Origin of the sequence: Ochrobactrum vermis, from assembly GCF_002975205.1 — a bacterium.
In the GTDB taxonomy this organism is placed as follows: Bacteria; Pseudomonadota; Alphaproteobacteria; order Rhizobiales; family Rhizobiaceae; genus Brucella; species Brucella vermis.
Genome location: NZ_PCOC01000002.1, coordinates 1,318,217 through 1,341,295 on the forward strand (window position 1 = coordinate 1,318,217; position 23,079 = coordinate 1,341,295).

The window sequence follows — 23,079 nt, forward strand, 5'->3', positions numbered from 1 at the left end:
AACTTCGTTGCCGATAGTTCAAAAGCGGCTTTTGGCAAAGCGCTCCTGCAGCCATTTGGCAGCCGGTCCCTGCCGTCGCCGCTTGTTCCAGATCAGTTCGAGCGCGACCGGATGCGCACCTTCGTCGAATTGCAGTTTCGGAATGACGAGTTCCGGCGCCAGCGGCGAGTCCTTCAAGATATGTTCGGGAATGAACGCCCAGCCGATCCCTCGCGTGAGGATCTGCAGGATGACCCAGTGGCTTTCGACCCACCAGACCTCGGCACCGACCCGCAGACGGCGGCTTTCAGCCGTATCGCTGTGTTTCCGGGCCATGATCTGGCGATAGGATCTCAAATCTTCCCAGCTCACTGCCGCATGGGCCAAAGGGTGCTCATGCCCGCAGACCAGCACCAGAGGCACCCAGCCGATCGTATGGAAGCCGAGCTCATCCGGCATCTGCTCGGCACGCCACATGACGCCGAGATCCGCCTTTCCATCAAGGACAAGCCCGCTTATAGCGGTTGACGGCGGAAATTTCAGCTCAAGCTCGACATGTGGAAATTCTTGCGCAAAGGCTGCAAACAATGTAGCAATGGCTGGCTCAGGGTAAAGCTCGTCTATTGCAACGACGAGACGGCTCTCAACATCGTCGCCAAAGTTTCTGGCGACGGAAACCAGATGCTCACGCCGGGCGAGCAGCAGTCGCGCTTCCGGCAACAGTCGGGCACCTGCCTCCGTCAGCACTGGGTTGCGGGATGCCCGGCTGAACAGTTTGACGTCGAGATCGTCTTCCAGTGACGAAATCAGCACGCTAACCGCAGACTGTGCCTTGCGCAGATATCGTGCAGCAGCGGAGAACGAGCCGTGATCCGCTGAGGCCACAAAGGCCTCGAGTTGCTCCAGTTCAATACTCATCTATCTGAAATCCAGATACTATCTAACTTTTCTTATTGTTAGATTAGGATAGAAGCACGCGCATTAACAACAGGGATTAAAGGAAATGCGCAGTTTTATGGACCGTGTCCGCCACGCAACGATGTTCGAAATCATCGGACTGGCGATCTTCATACCCGGTTCCGCCTTCATTCTGGACAAGCCCGCAGCAGAGATGGGCGTTATCGGCATTGTTTCGGCGACCACCGCAACCGTGTGGAATTTTCTGTTCAATCTGGGCTTTGACAAGTCGATGCTGCGCTTCACCGGTAGCGTCAACAAGAGCATGGCCGTCCGGGTTCTTCACGCGATCCTTTTCGAAGCCGGATTGATCGTGCTGCTGATCCCGTTCATCGCTTGGTATCTGGGCATTTCGCTGATCACCGCTCTTGTCATGGATATCGCGATTGTCGTGTTTTATCTGGTCTATGCGTTCGTGTTCAACATCGCATATGACAGACTGTTCCCGTTGCCTCTCGGCCAAACCGCAGAAGCGGTTTAACAGTTCGCAATAGTGATGCAGCCGCGTCTCAGCAGGGGGCGCGGCGTTTGCGCAATGTTGCCTGTCGTTGCTCCCATGCGATGAGCAGCAGGCTTGCCAGCACGATCAGGAATGCGCCGGCAAATACATTGGCTGCCGGAACCTCAGCCCAGATGAGATAGCCATAGATAAAGGCCCAGATGAGCCCGCTATACTCCACCGGCGCAAGCGCGGAGGCAGGTGCGTGGCGAAAGCCTTCGTAAAGAAGGAACTGGCCGAGTGTTGACACAAGCCCCAGAGCGATCATGAGAAGCCAACCGGAGAGATCTGGTTCCTGCCATGTCCACGGAAAGGACAGAGCACAGGCCAGACCGAACAGCAGGCTGGTGGCATACATCTGCGTCATCGTGGTTTCGCTTCGGCTGACAAGCCGGATCAGGATCGTGCTCCATGCCCAGCAGAAGCCCGCAACGATGCACATTGCAGCCGGAATGAGATTGGGCGAATGGGTCGGGTTGGCTGCAACCGTTACGCCGATGAAACCGATGGCGCAGGCGATCCACCGCCCCGGTCCAATCTTCTCCTTGAGGACAAGGATCGACAGGAACATGACCATGATCGGTGCGGAGAAATAAAGCGTGGTCAGTTCGGCCAGCTCCAGATGGCGGGCCGCATTGTAGAACAGCAGCCATGCGCCGAGCATCAGCGCCGCACGCAGGACAATGGTGTTGCGATAAGGGCTCCGGAAAATCGATGGGTGACGCCGGTAGCGCACCAGCACGCCGGTAATGACCACGATCACGAGGCTGCGCATAAACAATATCTGCGGCACCTGATAGGTAGCGACAAGCCATTTCACCATGGCGTCCTGAAGGGCGAAACATGCGTAACCGCCGCAAGCAAGCGCAATGCCTGCGAGCGGTCTTGAGCTAACTGACCCGGTGTCCATGGATTCCTCGATCCGGCCCGAGAATCCCTGCTGCGGGAAGGGCCACGAACGCTGAATTTGCAGGACTGGAGCGTGTAAGCAAGAGGCTGATATATGACGACCGAAGTCGGTAGCGCCCATGTAGCCGGAATGCAACAAATTGGGAGGAGCGCATCCTGAAAAGTGTGAAACGGTTTTCAGATAAGATGTACGTCAAAACAAACCGTTAGAGCGCAGATCTAATGCAATCAGATCGAAATGCGCTCTAAAACACCAGGGACCGGTGCGTCGCAGTTCCTGCCGTCACCCCGTCAGCGACCGACCAGGCGACGCTATGCGCGCCACGGGTGATATCACCTGCTGCGAAAATGCCTGAAACTGTTGTCGTTTTTAGTCCGTCGGTTTGTACCGTTCTGCCGAGTGGCAGTTCATCCATGGCACAGCCGAACGTGTCGGCAATCTGGCTGTTCAGACGATTGCGTGGCCCGATGTAAAGCGCGCTAGCAGGAACCAGTCGCCCGTCTTCCAGTTCGATCCCCGAAAGGTCGGCCCCCTCGCCGCGCAGTGCACTGACCCTGCTGTGTTCGATCTTCACGCCGCGCCGTTCCAGTTCTGCGAGGGTCTCCGCGTCTGGCTCCAGTCCATTATCGATGAAGAAGGTTGTCGGCCCCCATTCGGAGATCAGCATGGCCTGATGTACCGACATTGGCGACATGTTGAGGACGCCAAGCTGGCGATCGCTGAATTCATAGCCGTGGCAATAAGGACAGTGAATGACTGAGCTGCCCCATCGTTCAGCGAGGCCGGGAACGTCCGGCAGTTCATCCGATATGCCGAAAGCGAGGATCAGCCGCCGCCCCTCGACGATCTCGCCGCTATCGAGTTCGACGGCGAAATTGTCGATTTCACCGGTACCGGAAATGGCCTTCCCTTGCGTGAAAATCACGGTCGGATAGGCTTCGACCTGTGCCTTTGCCGTTTCCAGCATGGACAGCGGATTGCTTCCGTCCTGTGCAAAGAAACCATGCGAGTGTTCTGCGAAACGGTTACGCGGTTTTCCGGCGTCGATCACCCGTACAGATCGTCTGCCACGCGCCAGATAGGTTGCCGCAGACAAACCCGCGAAGCTGCCGCCGATAATGATTGCATCATGATGCATGACTGGTCTCCAGATCGAATGTGACGCCGCGTTCCAGCGCACGCTGATGAAAATCCGCGCTCAGCATGGCGAGCGTGACCTCGCCGAAACGCTCCAGAAGCAGATTTTCGGCGTCGGTAAATGCCTTGCTGAGTGAGGCATTTACCGCTTGTTCCACCAGACAGCCCGGCATTTCGGTGCGGTTTCCCATGGCCAAAAGCGCCGGTTCCCCGATGGCTTGATAAATGTCGCGCAGGGTAACCTTGTTAAGGTCGCAGGCGATTTCCCAGCCACCGCCATGCCCCTTTTCGGATCGGACATAGCCCTCTTCGCGCAGACCGCCCATGACGCGCCTGACGACGACCGGATTGGTGGTCATGGCCTTGGCAAGAACCTCCGACGTAACCGGCCCTTTATGTTCCGCCATGTGAAGAAGGACGTGCAGGACGCCCGATAGCTTGCTGTCTCTTTTCATGTAACTATATATGTTACAAGAATCAGCAGAAGTCAACACAGCCGGTGAAAATCACCGGATCAGATAAACGGGCACCGTGGGCATTTCTGCAATAACACCCGCTTGGGAAACTGAAATTGTTTGGGTTGAAGCAGTTAGTGCTGATCGGCCTGAAGCATTTTCGTTCCAGAGATAGTCGCCGCTGAGAGCAATATGCGCTCAGTGTAGGGGCGCTACTCGGGACAGCAGTTCGTCTGGAATATCGATACCCTGTCTGCGGACATAATCGACCATATGACTGAGACAATTATATTCCATAGCGTAATCGCATTGACGACGAGATTGAGGCCGGATGCGCGATGTGGATGCGCAGTTCGCCGAGTTGGTGAAGAAAGATGGCCCGTGACCGCTGCGGAAATCATCTGTTTTCCGCAGCTTTAACAAATTAGGCATAAACTGCGGTGACAACACGGCTTGGCACACAAATATCATACTACTTGGGTGCCACACGCAGGCTAAAGAAAGTCGAATAGAGCGAAAAGCTCAAAAAAATCATCAACGTCATGCGTCGGCTTGCTGGCATCGCTCGCATGCCGCGCCACACGAAGCTCCTTCGATGTAGAGGCCATTGTTTCGTCATCGAAGTCTTTAGACTGTGCCATAGACGTACGCTCATTCTTGGGTTCGTATCTTTTCCACAGCTCTCTGTCTGTTTCCCATGGCGGTTCGACGTGCTTTCCGTCTTGCCAAAACTGAACAACATTCTGCACATCAGGATCATGCCGATTGCGATAGAGCCAACGCAGTTCCGAGCCAGTATAGGGCCGTGTGCTTCTTTTGCCGACCACACGCAACGTCTTGTTCACGACCTCATTCATGTCGATATCGTCGAGGACAAAATGCACCCGAGTCTGACTGTCTTTCGCCCAATTCAAGCCAGCTTTGACTTTGCGGCCAATGGCCGTCTCATCATTATCGAAGAATATCTGTTTACGGTAGTCAATTGGTATGCTTTTGGTATCAAGTATCGACTTATATTTTGAATGTTGAGCAACACTTTCGAAGAATTCGCCCTGCCGATCAGGCACCTTGACGTCGACCCGTTCCTTAAAGAAAACCTCATCACTCGTCATCGCGTACTGATCTATCGTGCTGATGTTTCGCGTTGAGTCTGACTCTGCAAAAAACGGATACTTTTTGGAGTAGTCAAAGCGTGGGTTAGCAAGTCCATAAACGAGATCCCCGCGACGAAAACCTGCATATGGTACAGATGGAAAAACCATGATCAATATATATCCCTTGTGATGCGGAATTTTTGAAAGAGCCGCGCCATATCTATCGAAAAAAACAAGTATCCATAAATGCATCTGAAATAGAAGCTGCTACTTATCTAGCATATATAGGATGGGTAGTCTCTACGGATCGAACATTAATCCGACCAATGCAACTCAGTCCTTCAAAGCCTCTTAGAGGGTATCATTGCAGAAATACCTGCGGTGATCCATAAATGTGATAACTCGATAAGTAGTTGAATTATCTATATATTTCAGGCTTGTAGCGACTGCCGAGGCGGTAGCGGTTGCCGGCATAGATCAGCTTGTTGACGGTTGCTACCGTCTCACCCGTCCATGTCCGACGGTCCAGAAGCAGGCAGGCAATGCCATCATCGAGACGGAGCAGGCGTGCTATTTCAGCGTCGGGTGTGATCGCCGAAATGACCTGCTCCACCTCTGTCATCGGCGTGCTTTTCTGAAGATAGTCGTAAGTCGTGATCGCCCGAAAGTCCTGCAACTCGTAATGCTGTACGAGGTTCGTATTGACGAACCGCTCTTCGAGTTGCACCGGCACGTCGTTTTCGAGGTGCACGATCAGCGAATGGGCGATTGGAATGTTCTTTTGCAGTTCAAACGCATTGAGCAATTCGGGCGTCGGTTCAATGATGTCAAGGGTGACGACTTCGGCACTGTAGCGCCCGCCACGCGCCTTGATTTCATTGGCGATATTGACGACCTCGATCAGCGTTGTTTCCGGCTTTGGAGGGGCAACGAAAGTGCCGACGCCCTGAATGCGCTTCAATATGCCCTGATCGGTCAGTTCCCGCAGCGCGCGGTTGACGGTCATGCGGGAAATGCCGAGCGCGTCCACCAGTTCATGTTCCGAAGGCAGGCGGTGGTTGCCCGGCCAGCGACCGGAGCGGATATTGTCCAGCACCTGTGCCTTCACCTTCTCATAGAGCGGCCCAGCGGTTTCGGGCAGCTCCATGCCGGCGGCAGGATGGGATTCCGATTTGTCGCCAGCACCCATAGGTCACATCCCTGTCCGTATGATCGTTTTCAATCCGTTCGCCTCACCGGCAATCAGCCGGGTATAGGCATCCGGAACGTCATCAAGCGAGATTTCCCGGTCGACAAGCTGCAACAGCTGAGCCTCAATATTGGGCAATAGCGTTGCAATTTCATGCAATTCGTCTTGATAGGCATGGCAGCCGATCAGGCTGATTTCCCGCTCGACCAGACTGTTCGGATCAAGCTCGATCTTGCCATGGGATATGCCGACCAGTGCGAGTGAGCCGCCGCCGGAAAGTACGTCCAGCGTGGCGTTCAGGACAGCAATATTGCCGGTGGCATCGATGGCGTAACGGATCGGCTTGCCGTCGAGTGCGGCTTCAAGTGCCGCCTTGTCGAGTGAAACCTTGATTGCGCCGGTGACAATTGAAACGAGATCGGCGCGCTGGTCGTTGCGGTCGCAGACCAGCACCGGACCATCATGCAAACGGGAAAGAAGAAGTGCTGCAAGCCCCCCGATTGGCCCGCAACCCACGATAAGGACGCCTTCGCCAGACGGAATGCGCTGCTTGCGGATGGCGTGCAGCGCCACCGAAAGCGGTTCGCCCATGGCGGCGACCACGGGATTGATGGCGGGATCGTAATGAACGAGGAGATGGGCCGGAAGCGCTGCCTCCTCGGCAAAGCCGCCGTCGCAGACTTCGCCGATGAAGCCGAGTGTTTCGCAGACATTGTGCCTGCCGCTTTTGCAGGACGGGCATTCGCCACACCAGTAGCGCGAGTCGGCGATAAAAGTATCGCCGGGTTTGAAACCGGTTACGCCAGCGCCGATTTCAGTCACGATGCCAGCAAATTCGTGGCCTGCGACCGATGGCGAGCGGCTGATCCACTGCCCGGTCATGAAGTTATGCAGATCGGAGCCGCAGATACCTGCGGCCGATACTTTCAGCCGGACCCAGCCCGGCTCAAGCACCGCTGGCGGGTCGATGGTCTCGACCCGTAAATCCTTCGCTGCATAAAGCCGGACAGCCTTCATCGCACGCCCCTTCTCAGAGATAGTCTTTGCGGATTTCCGAAACGGCATTCTCGTGTGAGGAAAAACCCTCATAACGTGCCAGTGTGCGGGCGTGTTTTGCAAATTCCGGATAGGCAGATGCCGTCACGTAGCCGATGGAAGAACGCTTCACGAAATCGGTTACCGAAAGCGGGCCATAGGTGCGCGCCCAGCGGCTGGTTGGCAGCACGGCGTTCGGGCCAAGGCCGAAATTGCCGATGACGACCGGCGTGTGTGGTCCCATCAGGATTTCGGCGGCTTCCGTGATATGGCCGAGATGCGCAAACGGATCGGTCGAAAGTAGCTCCAGATGTTCCGGCGCATAGTCGTTGATGAAGCGATAGCTTTCCTCAACTGATGACGTCAGGACGATGCCACCATACTTGCCGGTGAGCACCGTTTTGGAGAAGCCGACGCGCTGTTCGGTCATGCGCGCCCAATGATCCGGCAATGCGGCCAGCGCTTCCTCAGCAACACGGCGGCTATGCGTAACGAGCCAGGCCGATGAATCCGGGCCATGTTCCGCCTCGATCAGGAGGTCGAGCGCGGCTAGTCCGCCCTTCACCGTATCGTCGGCGAAAATGACAGCTTCGGAAGGTCCGGCAGGCAGGCCGGGATCGATGACGCCGCCCAGCAAACGCTTCGCTGCGACAACCCATGGGCTGCCGGGGCCAACGATCTTGAGCGCCGGTTTCACCGTTTCCGTGCCGTAAGCAACAGCGGCGACAGCCTGCGCACCGCCGACCTTGTAGACGGTTTCGACACCGGCCAGACGTGCGGCAACGAGTGTTGCGGCATCGACGGAACCATCCGGCGTCGGCGGGGTGACGATGGCAAGTTCCGGCACGCCAGCAACCACAGCCGGAACGGCTGTCATCATGGTGACGGACGGAAACGCGCCCTTGCCACGCGGGATATAGAGCGCGACGGAACGGATCGGCGTGAAGCGGTCGCCTGCAAAAGCGCCGGGACGCATTTCCTTCAGCCACATCGCTTCCGGCTTCTGCTCCTCGTGGAAATGGCGGATATTGTCGATGCCGAACTTGATGGCCTCGATCACGTCCTTCTCCACCTTGTCGAAGGCGGCATCGAACTCGGCTTCTGTCGCCTTGATATTGGCCGGATCGACTTCAGCCTTGTCGAGATCACGCGCAAAGCGGACAAGCGCCGCATCGCCTTCGGTGCGAACGGCTTCGATGATCGGCTTCACCTTCTCAATGAAGCCGGACAGGTCGGTTTCCGAACGCTTGAGAAGTTCAGCGCGCTCGGCATCGTCCAGTTTTGCCAGTTCGTAAAAAGAAACATCGGACATGATCGGCTCCTTGCAGGTTGCGGCGGTGGCGCAACCCGTCATTTCGATTTGAGGAAGATGTCGAGCCCGACCAGCCGGTCGAGCAGGAAGATGGCGGCAGCGGCACAGGCGATAAAGACAACTGAGATGGCCGCAAGGTCGGGCGTGATGATGGACCGGATCGAATTGTAGATCTGCACAGGCAGCGTTACGATGCGCGCATCGACCAGAAGCAGGCTCACCAGAAATTCGTTCAGTGCCAGGATGAACATCAACAGCGAGCCGCTGATGACGCCCGGCACGACGACCGGCAGCGTGACGAAGAAGAATGTCGAGATCGGCCCTGCCCCGCAATTGGCGGCGGCAAGTTCCAGATCGGCATCGAGATTGGCGGCACTCGCCGTCACGGCCCAGATCATGAAGGGCAGATTGATGACGCAGGCTGCAATCCCCACCGGCCAGAGTTGCCCCAGAATACCGGCATGACCGAAGATCAGCATCAAACCGATGCCGGAACCGATTAGCGGAATGGTGAACGGCAGCAACAGGTAAATCTGGATCGTCTTTTCAAACCGCACCGCATATTTCGCCAGCGCTATGCCAGCCAGCGTTCCGACGGGAATTGCGACGATGGTGCAGATGAACGAGACATAGAGCGAGCGTAGAAAAGCGTCCCAGAGATCGCTCGTTCCGGCGATCTTCTGATACCATTTGAACGAAAACCCTTCCGGCGGGAAGGTAATCATGTTGCCGGACGTGAACGACGCCCCAAGCACAACGATGGTCGGCGCGGAAAGAAGTACCAGAACGGCAATTACAAACGTCCAGATGACGATGGATTTCGACAATGGCGAGGTCATTTGCGCGCCCTCCCCATGGCAAGCGTGCCTGCCCCGAACAGCGTGAACACGATCCCCACGAGAATGGAACCGACGCCGACGAGAAGCAGCGCGAGCGTCGCCCCGAGCCCTTGATCGGATGTGCGGAAGAACTGGTCATAGATCGCATTGGCGATGAAATCCTGCGATCCGCCGCCCAGAATGGCCGGAACGGCAAAGTCGGTGAGCGACAGTGTCATTACCACCAACCCCGCGCCGATCAGACCCGGACGGGCCATGGGCAGGACAACATGGGCGAATGTCCGCAGCCAGTTTGCACCGAGCGAGCTTGCCGCAGCTTCCATTTCTTCCGGAATGGCAGTCAGCGCCGGTGCGAGCATCAGCACTGCGAATGGCAGCATGTACTGAATGAGACCGAACAGAACTGCCGGATAATTATAGAGCAGCCGCATCGGTGCGATGCCGACAAGTCCAAGCGCCTCGTTCACCATCCCTTGATTGCCCAGAATGATGAGCCAGCCATAGGCACGCACGACCTGACCGATGAAGAAGGGCAGAAACAGCGCGATCAGCAGAAATTTGCGCAATGCAGTCGAAGGCGTTCTGACCATCAGATAGGCATAGGGAAATGCCAGAATGAGCGTGAATGCGGTCACGATAAGCGAGCCGGACAGGCTGCGCCATGCCACGGTCGCAAAAAGGCTTTCCGTCAGCGCGCGTTTGTAATTGGCGAGCGTATAATAATCCGACATCAGGAATGTCGAGGTGTCGAGCGTGCGAAGGCTGGTATCGCCAATCTGGATCAGACCCAGCACCAACAGCCCGACCAGAACAATCGCCGGAAACAGCATCAGATAGGGCACGGCGCGGTTGAACCGCGCGGGCCATAAAATGGCTGCGATTGCTTCCAGCGCGTCCATGATGCGCCATGTCATGGGATAGGCAGTGCGTGCCGCTCGCATGTTTCAATTCCTGAATGTTTGCCTTGAAATTTGGGGCATACGGATCGCCCTTTTCGGGCGATCCGTCTTATGTATCGAGCTGGATCAGCCCTGCATGATGGCCTTGAATTTCGAGAACCATTCGCTCTCGTTCTGCACCTGCACCTTTGCCGAAATACGGATGAGGTGCTTGAAATCCTCGTCCTTGGTCGGATAGGCCGGATCGTTCACCAGATCTGCGGGCGGGGTCAGGCCCGGCACGACGCCCGGCAGGCCGAGGCCATCGAGCCAGACCTGCTGCGCATCCTTGGTGAGAGCGAAGTTGATATATTCCTTAGCCCAGTAAAGTTCGTCCTCCGGCAGGCCCTTCGGAATCCACAGGCCGTCGGTGTCGAACTTCGCGCCCTCTTCCGGAACGGTCCAGTCGATCTTGACGCCGTTCTTCTGGGCTTCGCGTGCATTGGTGGAAATGGTGCAGGCCAGATCGATTTCGCCCTTCTGGAACCAGGTAGTGAAATCCGGGTCTTCGCCGAGAAGCGGCTGCTGCTGCTTCACCTTGGCGATGAAATCCCATGCGGGCTGCATGTTGCCCGGAATGTCCTCCAGCTTGCCGCCACCGGCAACCTGTGCCGGGAAATGGAAGCCGATACCGTCGTTATAAAGCGCGATGCGGCCCTTGAACTTCGGATCGAGCAGAGCGTGCCACGACTTCGGCGGGCCATCGGGGAAGGCTTCCGGACGATAGGCCAGCACATAGACATAGCCATATGTGTTGACGATCGGATAGCCATCGAGACCGACAGGCTTGGCAAGATCGGTGGTGTTCTTGAGGTTAGGCAGATCCGAAAGGTCTTCCGTCACGCCGCGCAATGCCGATTTGGTCGCATTGGTTGTCGTATCCCAGTTGACGTGGATCGGCGGGACACGCTTCTGCGCAACGGCAGCCCAGAGTTTCGGCTGGATTTCGTTATCTTCCGTCAGGTCGTGACGGATGGAAATGCCGGTCTTAGCGGTGAACGGATCGGACACGCCAGCTTTCAGCGCTTCCACCCAGCTACCGCCCCAGGCCCGAACGATCAGCTCCTTGGGCTTTGCCGGTTCTTCGGCAAATGCACGCGACAGGCCGAGCGAGGTTGTGCCGGCAACTGTGGCAAAAGCACCTGCACTTTGCAGGAAGCGGCGGCGGTCAAGTATCAGGAAAGGCTTTTTCAGATTGCTCATTTTGTTTCTCCTCTGGAGTTTCCCCGTAATGTTTCAATTTAGAGCATGTCCAGCAAAAATTCGAAGCGGTTTTGCGTCGGATAATGCGTAAAAACAAAGAGATAGAGCTGTTCCGACGGTTCATTTGAACCGGAACCGCTCTAGGTGGCAAAGACGATGAGATCGCGGGCATTCCAGCCAAGATGCACGGTCTCGCCTTCTGTGAACTGGCTATGGCCGATAGGATCGTGATCGAAGACGCGCATCAGCACGTCTCCCAAGGCAGGAACCCGCAATTCATAGACGATGCGTTCGCCTTCGAAGATCGCATCGGTAACGATGCCTTCAAGCACGGTGTCGAGTTCTGAATGTGCTGCCGCACTGCCCCCAAGACGGATCTGTTCGGCACGGATGGCACAGGAGACGTTTGCGCCGGAGCCAACTGTTCCGCGCCCCTCGCCCGTCATGCCGACGAGAGCAATTCCCGCATCGACCCGCACAAGATTGCCGTCGAGCGAAGATGCCTTGCCGGAAATGAAATTGGTGACGCCGATGAAGTTCGCCACAAAGGCGTTTGAGGGGTTGCGGTAGGTTTCGGATGGCTGGGCCATCTGCTGGATTTCACCGCCATCCATGACGATGATTTCATCGGATACGACGAGCGCTTCGCGTTGGTCGTGGGTGACATTGATGGTCGTGACGCCAAGTTCCCGCTGGATACGGCGGAATTCAAGCTGCATTTCCTCGCGCAGCTTGCGGTCGAGTGCGGCCAGAGGTTCGTCGAGCAAAAGCAGGTCCGGTTCGAAAACCAGAGCACGCGCGATGGCGACACGCTGTTGCTGACCACCGGAAAGCTCGTGCACACGCCGCCCGCCAAGGCCATTGAGGCGAACGAGGTCGAGATAGCGTTCCACCCGCTCCGGGATCGACCGTGCATCGAAGCGGCGCATTTTCAGGGGAAAGGCAACGTTTTCGGCTGCCGTCATATGCGGAAACAGCGCGAGTTTCTGGAAAACCATGCCGATGGAGCGCTTGTGCGGCGGCACGGCGCTAACTGCTTCGCCATTGATGAAGATCTCGCCGATGCTTGGCCGCTGGAAACCGGCAATGAGGCGGAGAAGCGTCGTCTTGCCGGAACCGGATGGCCCGAGAATGGTCAGAAAACGGCCCTTGGCGAGATCGAAAGATGCCGCACGCACGGCATGGAAGCCGTTATAGATCATGCTGACATTGTTGACCGATACGGCAGCCGGTCCGTTGGAGACTTTACGGCCAGTTCCGGTTTCGGTTGTATTCATCGCTGTTTCCCATTTCAGTCAAAGCACCGGAAGGTACTTTATGAAGTTATTTCAATCCTGTTTCGCAATCTGCTGATATTCCTCATGAGGATATCAGATCGATGCCAGATAACCGCCGTCGATAGGGATAACCTGCCCCGTGACATAGGATGACGCTGAGCTTGCCAGGAACACCACAGCGCCCGCAATGTCTTCCATGGCGCCGAAACGACCCTGCGGAATTTTGCCCAGCATTGCCTTCTGCCAGTCGTCGTTCTCGTAAAACACATCGGTCATGGCAGTGCGAAAATAGCCCGGCGCGATGCCGTTGACGCGAATGCCGGAGGGCGCCCATTCTGTTGCCAGAGCGTGCGTCATGCCCATGAGGCCAGATTTGGAAGAACCGTAAGGAGCGGCGGTCGGCACGCCGACATAGGAGGTCAGCGAGCACAGATTGATGATCGCGCCACCCTTGCCGCTCTCCGTCATCTGGCGGGCAGCGGCCTGTGCGCAGAAAAACGCGCCTTTGAGATTGGTTGCAACGATGCGATCCCAGAGCGCCTCATCCACCTCAAGCGAGGGGCGTATTTCTTCATAGCCCGCATTGTTGACGAGAATATCGAGGCCGCCGAGAGCATCGGCCGCTTGCGCGACGGTGGCACTGCAGGCGGAGATATCGCGTACATCGAGCGAAAGGGCTGCCGAGGCGCGGCCATGGGCGGCAATACGGGATGCCGTTTCGGAAAGATTGTCGGACTTGCGCGCTGTAATGGCGACGTCGGCACCAGCCGAGGCGAGCGCTTCGGCAATGGCCTGTCCCAGTCCTCGGCTTGCACCGGTGACCAGCGCTTTACGCCCGCTAAGGTCGAAAAGCGATAAAACCTGCATCATGTTCCCCTGCGGACCTTTGGCAAAACAATATTGTTACCCGAACTTCTACTTGTTCCGGGTCGAATGTTTAGCAATTTTTTGTGGTCTCCCCAGCATAGGACCATCTTTTTCATAACTTGTCTATACATATATATACAAAATTGGATTTTAGTCTTAGAACTTCTCTCCAAAAGGCGCGCATCAAACGAAGCGCCGTATCAGAGGAGAACGTGAATGGCTCAGAAAAATGCCCGGCTTGGTGATCTGATTCGGCCTGAAATCCGTGGTCTCAGCCCCTATAATGCCGGTCTCACCATTGCCGAAGTGGAGGCGCATTATCATCCCCCGGCGATAGCAAAACTGGGCTCCAACGAAAACCCGCTCGGACCTTCGCCAAAGGTGCAGGCACTCTTTTCCGGCGCTCATGATCTGCTGCGGCTTTACCCTGATCCGTCGGGACGCGAACTGGCGCGGGAAATCGCGACGGAGTTCGATTGGCCGCAGGACAGCATCATTCTCGGCAACGGATCGGAAGACCTGATCGGCGTGATCTGCCGCACTGTTTTGCGGCCCGGCGACCGGGTGGTCACACTTTACCCATCCTTTCCGCTGCATGAGGACTATGCGACGACGATGGGCGCGACCGTCGAGCGGGTTGAAGTGACGCCGTCGCTTGAGGTCGATGTGGATGCGCTGGTGACAGCGCTTGCGGTCGCTCCGCGTCTCGTCATGTTCGCAAATCCGCTCAATCCGGTTGGAACCTGGCTGACACCGGAAGCGATGCAGCGCGTTATCGATGCTGTTTCGCCGGAAACGTTGCTGGTCGTGGACGAAGCCTATGCGGAATATGCAGCCGGTGACGATTATCCGTCTGCCGCTGCACTTCTGCGCGACAGCGGTCTCAACTGGGTGGCGCTGCGCACTTTCTCCAAGGCTTACGGGCTGGCCGGAGTCCGTCTGGGGTTCGGGCTTGTCAGCGATCCGGAGCTACGTGGGTTTCTGGACCGCGCCCGCACACCTTTCAACGCCAATGGCATTGCGCAGGCGGCCGGGCTGGTTGCGCGCCGCGACACAGACCATCTTGCAAAAGGTATCGCGCTTGCGCTCCGTGAGCGGAACCGGTTGGCTGCTTTTCTGGGCGAGCGGCAAATCCGTTTCGCGCCCTCCAAGGGGAATTTTCTGTTCATCGACGTGAAGTCGGATTCCGTTGCATTTGCCGAAAAGCTCCTGCGGGACGGTGTCATCGTGAAGCCCTGGAAACAACAGGGTTACACGACCTTCATTCGCGTCAGTGTCGGAGCACCGGAAGAGAATGATCTTTTCATGCGCTCTTTCGAAAAGGCCTCCGGGCTGGCCTAAGTTTAAAAGCAGGTTTCGGGAGGCGGCCTTCCGATCTCGTGCTAGAAAGGGCGCATGAAAGACCTTTTCGATCCGATTGAACCGCGTGAAGTCCTGGCACCCGGAGCCGTGCTTCTGCGCGGCTTCGCACTTCCGAGTGAAGACGCTGTTCTTAAAGCGGTGGCTGACGTTTCTGCCTCGGCACCGTTCCGTCACATGACCACGCCCGGCGGATATCGCATGTCGGTTGCGATGACGAATTGCGGAGAGTTTGGCTGGGTCACGGACCGGACCGGCTATCGTTACAGTACCGACGATCCGGAAACCGGCCAGTTATGGCCAGCGATGCCGGATGCTTTTCACGTGCTTGCGCAAAGTGCTGCCAGCGAAGCCGGTTACCCCGATTTTGCGCCGGATGCCTGCCTGATCAACCGTTATGAACCGGGCGCGAAACTTTCACTGCATCAGGACAAGGATGAACAGGATTTCAACAATCCGATTGTTTCGGTTTCGCTTGGCCTGCCCGCAACTTTCCAGTTCGGCGGATTGAAGCGAACCGACCCGATTGCGAAATATATCCTGCATCATGGTGATGTCGTTGTGTGGGGTGGGCCGTCACGACTTTACTATCATGGCATACTCGCCCTGAAGCGGGGCGAGCATGAAAAACTGGGTCAGTTTCGCCTCAATTTGACGTTCAGAAAATCGCGCTGATCATCATCAAACGCGATTTCCGGAACGAAAAAGCCACAAAAACCCCTGTTCAATTGTGGCGAACGCCTGTTGTTTTTATGGCTATTTTGTGACGGTAGGGATTCTCAGTTAAATGCCCCACCGTCGCTTTTGCTTTCCGGGCGTTCCTTTGCGACCTTCTGGCGATAGCCGCTGGCGCGATAGGCGGCAATCGGCTCGATCGCCCCGCCGGTGCGTCGACGCGCTTCGGCCAATATCGGCTCTACATCGGTGCGATAGGCGCGTTTCAGCGTATCGGACGCCATCAGCGCGTCGTTTTCCTGCTGATAGGTTTCCAGCGCCTCGCGGTCCACCAGCAGCGCCTGCGCATAAGCGCGACGGATTTCATTGGCAGATGAGATCAGGCTTTCCAGCGGATCGGTGACATTGTGCGACTGATCGATCATATGCGCCGGATTAAAATCCTTCACGCCGCGATATTCCGCATCCACCAACTCATTGAAAACAAGGAACAATCGATAGGGATCGATGGAACCGGCATCGAGATCGTCATCGCCATATTTGCTGTCGTTGAAATGGAAGCCGCCGAGCTTGCCGAACTGCATCAGCCGCGCCACGATCATCTCGATATTGGTGTTGGGCGCATGATGGCCGAGATCGACCAGACATTGCGCCTTGGGACCAAGCGTCGAGGCGATGAGATAATTTGTGCCCCAGTCCTGAACCACCGTCGAATAGAAGGCCGGTTCATACATTTTATGCTCGGAGAACAGGCGCCAGTCGTCAGGCAGCGCCTTGTAGATTTCGCCCATGGAAGCCAGATAGCGCTCGAAGGCGCGGGTGAAATTCTGCTGACCGGGGAAATTGGACCCGTCGCTTAGCCATACGGTCAAGGCTTTGGAACCTATGGCTTTTCCGATCTCGATGCATTCGATGTTGTGCTCGACTGCCTGCGACCGCACCGCCGCATCGACATGGGTGAGCGATCCGTACTTGTAGGACAGTTTCTGATCGGCAGCGTCTGAAAACGTGTTGGAATTCATGGCGTCGAAGCCGAGGCCCAGCGCTGCGGCGTGGGCTTTCAGCTTCTTCGGATCTGCCTTGTCCCACGGAATATGCAGCGAGACATTCGGCGTTGCGCGCGAAAGCTCGTTGATAACGGCGCAATCGTCCAGCTTGTCGAAAATACCACGCGGCTCGCCGCCACCCGGAAAGCGACCGAAACGGGTGCCGCCCGTGCCCGTGCCCCAGGAAGGCACGGCGACGAAATAACTTGCCACCTTGTCGGTGATGGTGTCGATCTCGATACCGCGACGCGCCAGCTGTGCGCCCAGCGCCTGATAATCGCTGTTCAGCGCCTTTTCGAAACCGGAATTATGCTCGGCGATAAAATCCGCCGCAATGCGTTGCTCGGACATGGTTCCTCCCAGAATGTCCTGATTAGAGCGTCGATCTGATTTAATCAGATCGACGCTCTAACCGTTTGTTTTTACGCACATCTTGTCCGAAAACCGTTTCACACTTTTCGGGATGTGCTCTACAAGATCAGCGCGGAAAGCTCTGCTGGTTCCCGGCATCGACATTGATGATGTTGCCGGTGGATTTTGCCGAAGCGTCGCTGGCGAGGAAATAGATAGCCTCGGCGATATCTTCCGGCAAAACATTGAGCTTCAGCATGGACCGCTTGCGATAATGTTCCTCCAGCTCGGAAACGTCGATCTTGGACGATGCTGCGCGCTGTTCGCGCCACTCGCCGTCCCAGATCTTGGAGCCGCGCAAAACCGCATCCGGATTGACCACATTGACGCGGATGCCGGCGTCAGCACCTTCCAGCGCCAGACAGCGGGCCAGATGGATTTCGGCAGCCTTGGCCGTGCAATAGGCGGACGCATTGGGCGAAGCGGCCAGACCATTCTTGGAAGCGACGAACACCACATTGCCGCCGATCTTCTGGCGGCGGAACAGGCGGAATGCTTCCCGCGAAACCAGGAAATAGCCGGTCGCCAGAATATCGATATTGCGGTTCCACATCGACAATTCGGTCGCTTCGACCGGAGCCGACGACGCGATGCCTGCATTGGAGACCAGAATGTCGATGCCGCCCAGCTCGACGCTTGCCTCGACAAAGGCGTTTGCGACACCCTTTTCGTCGGTCACGTTCAGCACGACGCTGCGCACCTGATCGGCGCCAAAACGCTTCGATAGATTCGCGTGAGCGGATTTGAGCGATTCTGCATCAATATCCGCCAGAACCACGCAAGCACCCTCACCCGCCAACCGCTCGGCGGTGGCATAGCCGATGCCACCAGCGCCGCCGGTGATGAGCGCGACACGCCCGGCAAGGCTCTTCGGCTTCGGCATACGCTGCAACTTGGCTTCCTCAAGCAGCCAATATTCGATGTCGAAGGCTTCCTGTTCCGGCAGTCCCTGATATTCGGACACCGCCGACGCGCCGCGCATGACATTGATCGCATTGACATAGAATTCACTAGCGATGCGCGCCGTCGCCTTGTCGCGGGCAAAGGACAGCATGCCGACGCCGGGGATCAGGAAAATAACCGGATTGGGATCGCGCATCTTGGGCGAATTGTCGTGCTTGCAGGCCTCGTAATACCGCTTGTAATCGGCGCGATAGGCTTCCAGCGCATCCTCAAGCCCGGCAACGATGGCGTCCACATCCGGCTTGGCCGGATCGAAATTGACGACCAGCGGGCGAATTTTGGTGCGCAGGAAATGATCCGGGCAGGACGTGCCCAGCCTCGCCAGCGGCTGCAATTCCTTCGCATTCACGAATTCCAGCACCGCATCCTGATCGTCGAAATGGCCGAGCTTGCGCTCTTCCTTGCCAATCAGCCCGCGAATTTCCGGCATCAGCCGGGCAGCAATGGCGCGGCGCTCGGAAGCCGTCAGGCTTTGTGTAACGGCACCGCCGAAAGCGGCCTTGCCTGCCGTCTTCTGGTCCAGCCATTCAATGGCCTTGTTGATGATGGCCAGCGTGGTTTCGTAGCAAGTCTTCGCATCATTGGCCCAGGTGAAAAGCCCATGACTTTCAAGGACAACGCCCTTGGCCTGCGGATGCGCCTTGACGAAAGCCTCAAGATCGAGACCGAGCTGGAAACCAGGGCGACGCCAAGGCAGCCAGCCAATATCGTCACCGAAAATCTGGGCTGTCAGTTCGCGGGAATTGCTGGATGCGGCAATCGCGATGATCGCGTCGGGATGCATGTGATCCACGTGGCTGAAAGCGACGAAACCGTGCAGCGGCGTATCGATGGATGCGGCGCGCGGATTGAGGTTGAAGGTACAATGCGGCAGGAAGCCGACCATGCGGTCCTCATCCTCAACGCCCTTATAGATGCCCTTCAGCGCATCGAGCTTGTCCTGATAAAGCGTGGCAAAGCCGTCGAGCTTGATAGTGCCGACATCGCCGCCCGAACCCTTGACCCAGAGAACCTGAACCTTTTCACCGGTCAGCGGATTGATTTCCTCGACCTTTGCAGACGTGTTGCCGCCACCGTAATTGGTGATGCGCTTGTCTGACCCGAGCAGGTTGGAGCGGTAAAGCAGCTTTCCCGGCTCATCCAGCGTTGCCGCCTTGGCATCGTCCCATCGGTCTTCGAGAAGCCTGCTCTGGGCCACCATGTCATCCTCCCAAGTCTGTTTTGGTGTATCGCGGCGCGCATATCCTTCCCATGCGCGAGCGATCATGTTGGCGGCAGATATGACGCATGAAACGAAATACTGTCAATCACAAACGATCATAATCAATCATTAATGTGATTATTATGCGCCATTGTGACTGTTTGTGATTGACATTCCCGATATTTATGCCCGATACAAATGAAAGGAGGAGCCATGCACGAAAGAGAGCGCCACCGCATCATCCTGAGCGCTGTTCAGGAAAAGCCGGTGATTACCATTCAGGATCTGGTGGAGCTGACGGAAGCGTCGGAAGCGACCCTTCGGCGCGATATTGCATCTCTTCATATGCAGGGCCGCATCAAGCGGGTGCGCGGTGGGGCCGAAGCCATTCACCCGCCGCAGTTCGCCAGTCTGGCGGGGCGACCTTTCAAGGTGTCGGAATCGGAAAATGGTGATCGCAAGCGTGCCATCGCCCGCGAAGCTGTGGCGCTTTGCGATGAAGGCGACAGCATCATCATCAATGGCGGCTCCACGACATTCCAGATGGTGCATTATCTCACAGCGCGCCGCCTTCAGGTGCTGACCAACTCCTTCGCCATTGCCGAACATCTGTTGCGGCAGTCGAAAAGCACGGTGATCGTGCCCGGCGGCGCGATCTATCGCGATCAGAGCCTGATCCTTTCGCCTTTCGACAATGATGTTATCCGTAATTTTTACGGTCGGCGCATGTTCATGGGCTGTCAGGGCATTAGCCCGCTGGGCGTGATGGAATCCGACGCGCTGATCATCCAGAGCGAACAAAAACTGATGGGCCAGGCGGACGAGCTTGTTCTTATGGTCGATTCATCGAAATTCACCCGCCGTTCCAGCCTCATTCTTTGCCCGCTCGACCGTGTCAGCACGCTGATCACCGATGACGGTATTACGGACGAGGCGCGGCGGATGGTGGAAAATGCGGGTATCCGGCTCATCGTGGCGCAGGTCTCCGCAAATGCTGGCAAGGGCGACCCACGGAAGGATTCCGCCGAGGTGGCCTGAGCCGGAACAAGCGAAACATATGTCTTTATACTGGGAGGAATGAGACATGAAACTTTTCAAGAAACTGGCATTAGGGACCGCGCTGGCTGTAGCCTTCATGGCAAGTCAGGCACAGGCCGCCGACATGAAGATTGGGCTTGTCGCAAAATCTTTGGGTAACGGCTTCTTTGAAGCCGCCAACAAGGGCGCGCAGGAAGCTGCCAAGGAACTAGGCGGCGTCGAAGTCATTTATACCGGCCCGACCACCACGACGGCAGAAGGCCAGATCGAGGTCATCAATGCCCTGATCGCGCAGGGTGTGGATGCCATCGCCATTTCGGCAAACGACCCCGATGCGGTTGTGCCGGCGCTGAAAAAAGCCGCCCAGCGCGGCATCAAGGTGATTTCGTGGGATTCGGGCGTCGCTCCGGCTGGCCGTATCGTGCATCTGAACCCATCGTCCAACGAGCTGATCGGCAAGATGTGCCTGAAGCTTGCTGCCGATCACCTGCCGGGCGGCAAGGGCGATTTTGCGATCCTGTCCGCCACCACCACCTCGACCAACCAGAATATCTGGATCGGCGAGATGAAGAAGCAGCTGAAGGACTTCCCGGGCCTCAATCTGGTCACGACCGTCTATGGCGACGACCTTGCCGACAAGAGCTATCGTGAAGCACAGGGCCTCCTGAAGTCGAACCCGAACGTCAAGGTTATCGTGGCACCAACCACCGTGGGCGTTCTGGCCGCTTCGCAGGCCGTGAAGGATGCTGGCAAGATCGGCGATGTTTATGTGACGGGTCTCGGCCTGCCGTCTGAAATGGCTGGTGCCATCAAGTCGGGTGCGACCAAGGAATTCGCCATCTGGAATCCAATCGATCTCGGCTATTCGGCCACGCAGATCGCCTATCACCTTGTGAAGGGCGATACCGATGGCAAGCCGGGTTCGGAAATCGAAGCCGGACGCATGGGCAAGATCAAGATCGGCGAAAACGGCGAAGCCGCGATGAGCGATCCTTTCGTCTACGATGCGTCGAACATCGACCAGTTCTCCAAGGTCTTCTGATTGGAAAGCGCATCCCGAAAGGATGCGCATTCACAAAAAGAGGCGGCATTCGCTGAACGGATGCCGCCTCCCGCTCCCCGGAATCGATTTCAGGTATCTGCGATGAATGCAGGCTTTCAATCCAGTGGCCACCTCGGCGGGCAGAACGTGCTTGCCGCAGCGGATCAACCCATTCTGGAAATGCGCGGCATTGCCAAGACATTTCCCGGTGTGCGTGCGCTCGATGACGTCAATATCGCGCTCTATCCCGGCAAGGTGACGGCGCTGATCGGCGAGAACGGCGCGGGCAAGTCCACGCTCGTCAAAATCCTCACCGGCATTTACCAGCCCGACGAAGGCGAAATCCTCATCGACGGCAAGCCGGTGCATCTGGCGACCGCACAGGATGCGACCGATCACGGCGTAACGGCCATTCATCAGGAAACCGTGCTCTTCGACGAATTGTCGGTGGGCGAAAACATCTATCTCGGCCATGCGCCGCGCACGAGATTGGGCTTCGTCAACTGGAAGGCCGTCTACGCCCGCTCGCAGGCCTTGCTGTCCTCGCTGGAAACGACGGTCGATGCCCGGATAAAACTCAAGGAACTGTCCATCGCCCAGCGCCATCTGGTCGCCATTGCCCGCGCGCTGTCGGTGGATTCGCGCATCGTCATCATGGACGAGCCGACCGCAGCCCTTTCGCGCAAGGAAGTGGACGACCTGTTTCGCATCGTGGCGCGGTTGAAGGCGCAGGGCAAAGCCATCCTGTTCATCAGCCACAAATTCGATGAAGTCTATGAAATCGCCGATAATTATGCGGTTTTCCGCGACGGGCACGCCGTCGGCCACGGCACGCTTGCTGATACGCGGCAGAACGATATCGTGCGCATGATGGTCGGACGATCCGTCGATCAGGCCTTTCCCAAGCAGGATGTCGCCATCGGCAAGCCGGTGCTGAAGGTCGAGAACTATTCGCACCCGACCGAGTTTCGCGACATTTCCTTTGAGCTGCGCAAGGGTGAAATCCTCGGCGTTTACGGCCTTGTCGGCGCCGGGCGCTCGGAATTTGCACAATCGCTGTTCGGCATCACCAAGCCATCCCGTGGCCGTGTGACGCTTGAAGATCGCGAGATCAGCATTCGCCGCCCCGGCGACGCGGTGGCGCATGGCATCGTCTATGTGCCGGAAGAACGCGGACGCCACGGCGCCGTGCTGCAACTGCCGATCTTTCAGAATGTGTCACTGCCGTCGCTTGCCCGCACCTCGCGCAATGGTTTTTTGCGTATGGCGGAAGAACTGGCGCTGGCGCGCAAATATGCCGAGCGCTTCGACCTGCGCGCCGCCGCCCTTTCCGTACCGGTCGGGACGCTATCCGGCGGTAATCAGCAGAAGGTCGTCATCGGCAAGTGGCTTGCCACCAAGCCGAAGGTCATCATTCTCGACGAGCCGACCAAGGGCATCGATATCGGCTCCAAGGCTGCGGTTCACGCCTTTATCAGCGAACTTGCCGCCGAGGGCCTCAGCATCATCATGATCTCGTCGGAACTGCCGGAAATCATCGGTATGTCGGACCGCGTGATAGTCATGCGCGAGGGCCTCATGGAAGGCGTCTTCGAACGCGCCAGCCTCGATGCGGAAGTGCTGGTGCGCGCCGCCACCGGAAACACGGAGTAG

At 57.1% G+C, this 23,079-nt stretch carries 21 protein-coding genes; 6 read left to right on the top strand and 15 right to left on the bottom strand.

Annotated elements, in window-relative coordinates:
• Positions 1-18: 18 nt before the first annotated feature.
• Positions 19-897: a LysR family transcriptional regulator gene (locus CQZ93_RS20495; protein ID WP_105544390.1), complete on the bottom strand. Its 879-nt coding sequence runs from the start codon at positions 895-897 to the stop codon at positions 19-21.
• Positions 898-982: 85 nt separating this feature from the next.
• Here CQZ93_RS20495 and CQZ93_RS20500 point away from each other — a divergent pair, with 85 nt between their 5' ends.
• The gene (locus tag CQZ93_RS20500; RefSeq protein WP_105544391.1) at positions 983-1,417 is read left to right on the top strand and encodes a PACE efflux transporter; all 435 of its coding nucleotides are present in this window, start codon (positions 983-985) and stop codon (positions 1,415-1,417) included.
• Positions 1,418-1,445: 28 nt separating this feature from the next.
• Here the strand turns inward: CQZ93_RS20500 and CQZ93_RS20505 are convergent, their stop codons facing one another.
• From CQZ93_RS20505 to CQZ93_RS20560, 12 genes are all read right to left on the bottom strand, one after another.
• Positions 1,446-2,345 carry a DMT family transporter gene (locus CQZ93_RS20505; protein WP_105544392.1) on the bottom strand — a complete coding sequence of 300 codons (900 nt, stop codon included), beginning with the start codon at positions 2,343-2,345 and terminating at the stop codon, positions 1,446-1,448.
• Positions 2,346-2,589: 244 nt separating this feature from the next.
• Positions 2,590-3,483 (bottom strand): NAD(P)/FAD-dependent oxidoreductase, encoded by an 894-nt coding sequence (locus CQZ93_RS20510; protein ID WP_105544393.1) that lies wholly within the window; start codon positions 3,481-3,483, stop codon positions 2,590-2,592.
• The gene (locus CQZ93_RS20515; RefSeq protein ID WP_105544394.1) at positions 3,473-3,937 is read right to left on the bottom strand and encodes an Rrf2 family transcriptional regulator; all 465 of its coding nucleotides are present in this window, start codon (positions 3,935-3,937) and stop codon (positions 3,473-3,475) included. The genes CQZ93_RS20510 and CQZ93_RS20515 overlap by 11 nt, the downstream gene beginning before the upstream one ends.
• A gap of 494 nt (positions 3,938-4,431) precedes the next feature.
• The gene (locus tag CQZ93_RS20520) at positions 4,432-5,199 is read right to left on the bottom strand and encodes a hypothetical protein (protein WP_146114477.1); all 768 of its coding nucleotides are present in this window, start codon (positions 5,197-5,199) and stop codon (positions 4,432-4,434) included.
• Between the two features lie 250 nt (positions 5,200-5,449).
• Entirely contained in the window at positions 5,450-6,220 is a 771-nt protein-coding gene (hutC, locus tag CQZ93_RS20525) for a histidine utilization transcriptional repressor HutC (RefSeq protein ID WP_105544396.1), read from the bottom strand.
• A gap of 3 nt (positions 6,221-6,223) precedes the next feature.
• Positions 6,224-7,237 (bottom strand): zinc-dependent alcohol dehydrogenase, encoded by a 1,014-nt coding sequence (locus tag CQZ93_RS20530; protein ID WP_105544397.1) that lies wholly within the window; start codon positions 7,235-7,237, stop codon positions 6,224-6,226.
• 13 nt (positions 7,238-7,250) lie between these two features.
• Complete coding sequence (hisD, locus tag CQZ93_RS20535; RefSeq protein ID WP_105545242.1) at positions 7,251-8,567, bottom strand: histidinol dehydrogenase; 1,317 nt, start codon at positions 8,565-8,567, stop codon at positions 7,251-7,253.
• Between the two features lie 38 nt (positions 8,568-8,605).
• Positions 8,606-9,406, bottom strand: coding sequence for an ABC transporter permease (locus CQZ93_RS20540; protein WP_105544398.1), 801 nt, complete (start codon positions 9,404-9,406; stop codon positions 8,606-8,608).
• Positions 9,403-10,347, bottom strand: coding sequence for an ABC transporter permease (locus tag CQZ93_RS20545; RefSeq protein WP_105544399.1), 945 nt, complete (start codon positions 10,345-10,347; stop codon positions 9,403-9,405). The genes CQZ93_RS20540 and CQZ93_RS20545 overlap by 4 nt, the downstream gene beginning before the upstream one ends.
• An 84-nt stretch (positions 10,348-10,431) precedes the next feature.
• The gene (locus CQZ93_RS20550; protein WP_105544400.1) at positions 10,432-11,547 is read right to left on the bottom strand and encodes an ABC transporter substrate-binding protein; all 1,116 of its coding nucleotides are present in this window, start codon (positions 11,545-11,547) and stop codon (positions 10,432-10,434) included.
• Positions 11,548-11,687: 140 nt separating this feature from the next.
• Positions 11,688-12,824, bottom strand: coding sequence for an ABC transporter ATP-binding protein (locus tag CQZ93_RS20555; RefSeq protein ID WP_105544401.1), 1,137 nt, complete (start codon positions 12,822-12,824; stop codon positions 11,688-11,690).
• Between the two features lie 93 nt (positions 12,825-12,917).
• Entirely contained in the window at positions 12,918-13,691 is a 774-nt protein-coding gene (locus tag CQZ93_RS20560) for an SDR family NAD(P)-dependent oxidoreductase (protein ID WP_105544402.1), read from the bottom strand.
• Positions 13,692-13,907: 216 nt separating this feature from the next.
• Between CQZ93_RS20560 and CQZ93_RS20565 the strand changes: the two genes are divergently transcribed.
• Positions 13,908-15,032: a histidinol-phosphate transaminase gene (locus CQZ93_RS20565; RefSeq protein WP_105544403.1), complete on the top strand. Its 1,125-nt coding sequence runs from the start codon at positions 13,908-13,910 to the stop codon at positions 15,030-15,032.
• A 54-nt stretch (positions 15,033-15,086) separates the two neighbouring features.
• The gene (gene alkB / locus CQZ93_RS20570; protein ID WP_105544404.1) at positions 15,087-15,725 is read left to right on the top strand and encodes a DNA oxidative demethylase AlkB; all 639 of its coding nucleotides are present in this window, start codon (positions 15,087-15,089) and stop codon (positions 15,723-15,725) included.
• A 104-nt stretch (positions 15,726-15,829) separates the two neighbouring features.
• Here the strand turns inward: alkB and rhaI are convergent, their stop codons facing one another.
• Positions 15,830-17,122 (bottom strand): L-rhamnose catabolism isomerase, encoded by a 1,293-nt coding sequence (rhaI, locus tag CQZ93_RS20575; protein ID WP_105544405.1) that lies wholly within the window; start codon positions 17,120-17,122, stop codon positions 15,830-15,832.
• A 127-nt stretch (positions 17,123-17,249) separates the two neighbouring features.
• Entirely contained in the window at positions 17,250-19,346 is a 2,097-nt protein-coding gene (locus tag CQZ93_RS20580) for a bifunctional rhamnulose-1-phosphate aldolase/short-chain dehydrogenase (protein ID WP_105544406.1), read from the bottom strand.
• Between the two features lie 213 nt (positions 19,347-19,559).
• On the opposite strand from CQZ93_RS20580, the gene CQZ93_RS20585 reads away from it, so the two are divergent.
• From CQZ93_RS20585 to CQZ93_RS20595, 3 genes are all read left to right on the top strand, one after another.
• Positions 19,560-20,384: a DeoR/GlpR family DNA-binding transcription regulator gene (locus CQZ93_RS20585; protein WP_105544407.1), complete on the top strand. Its 825-nt coding sequence runs from the start codon at positions 19,560-19,562 to the stop codon at positions 20,382-20,384.
• Between the two features lie 46 nt (positions 20,385-20,430).
• Positions 20,431-21,426: a rhamnose ABC transporter substrate-binding protein gene (gene rhaS, locus CQZ93_RS20590; RefSeq protein WP_105544408.1), complete on the top strand. Its 996-nt coding sequence runs from the start codon at positions 20,431-20,433 to the stop codon at positions 21,424-21,426.
• A 102-nt stretch (positions 21,427-21,528) separates the two neighbouring features.
• Positions 21,529-23,079 (top strand): sugar ABC transporter ATP-binding protein, encoded by a 1,551-nt coding sequence (locus tag CQZ93_RS20595; protein WP_105544409.1) that lies wholly within the window; start codon positions 21,529-21,531, stop codon positions 23,077-23,079.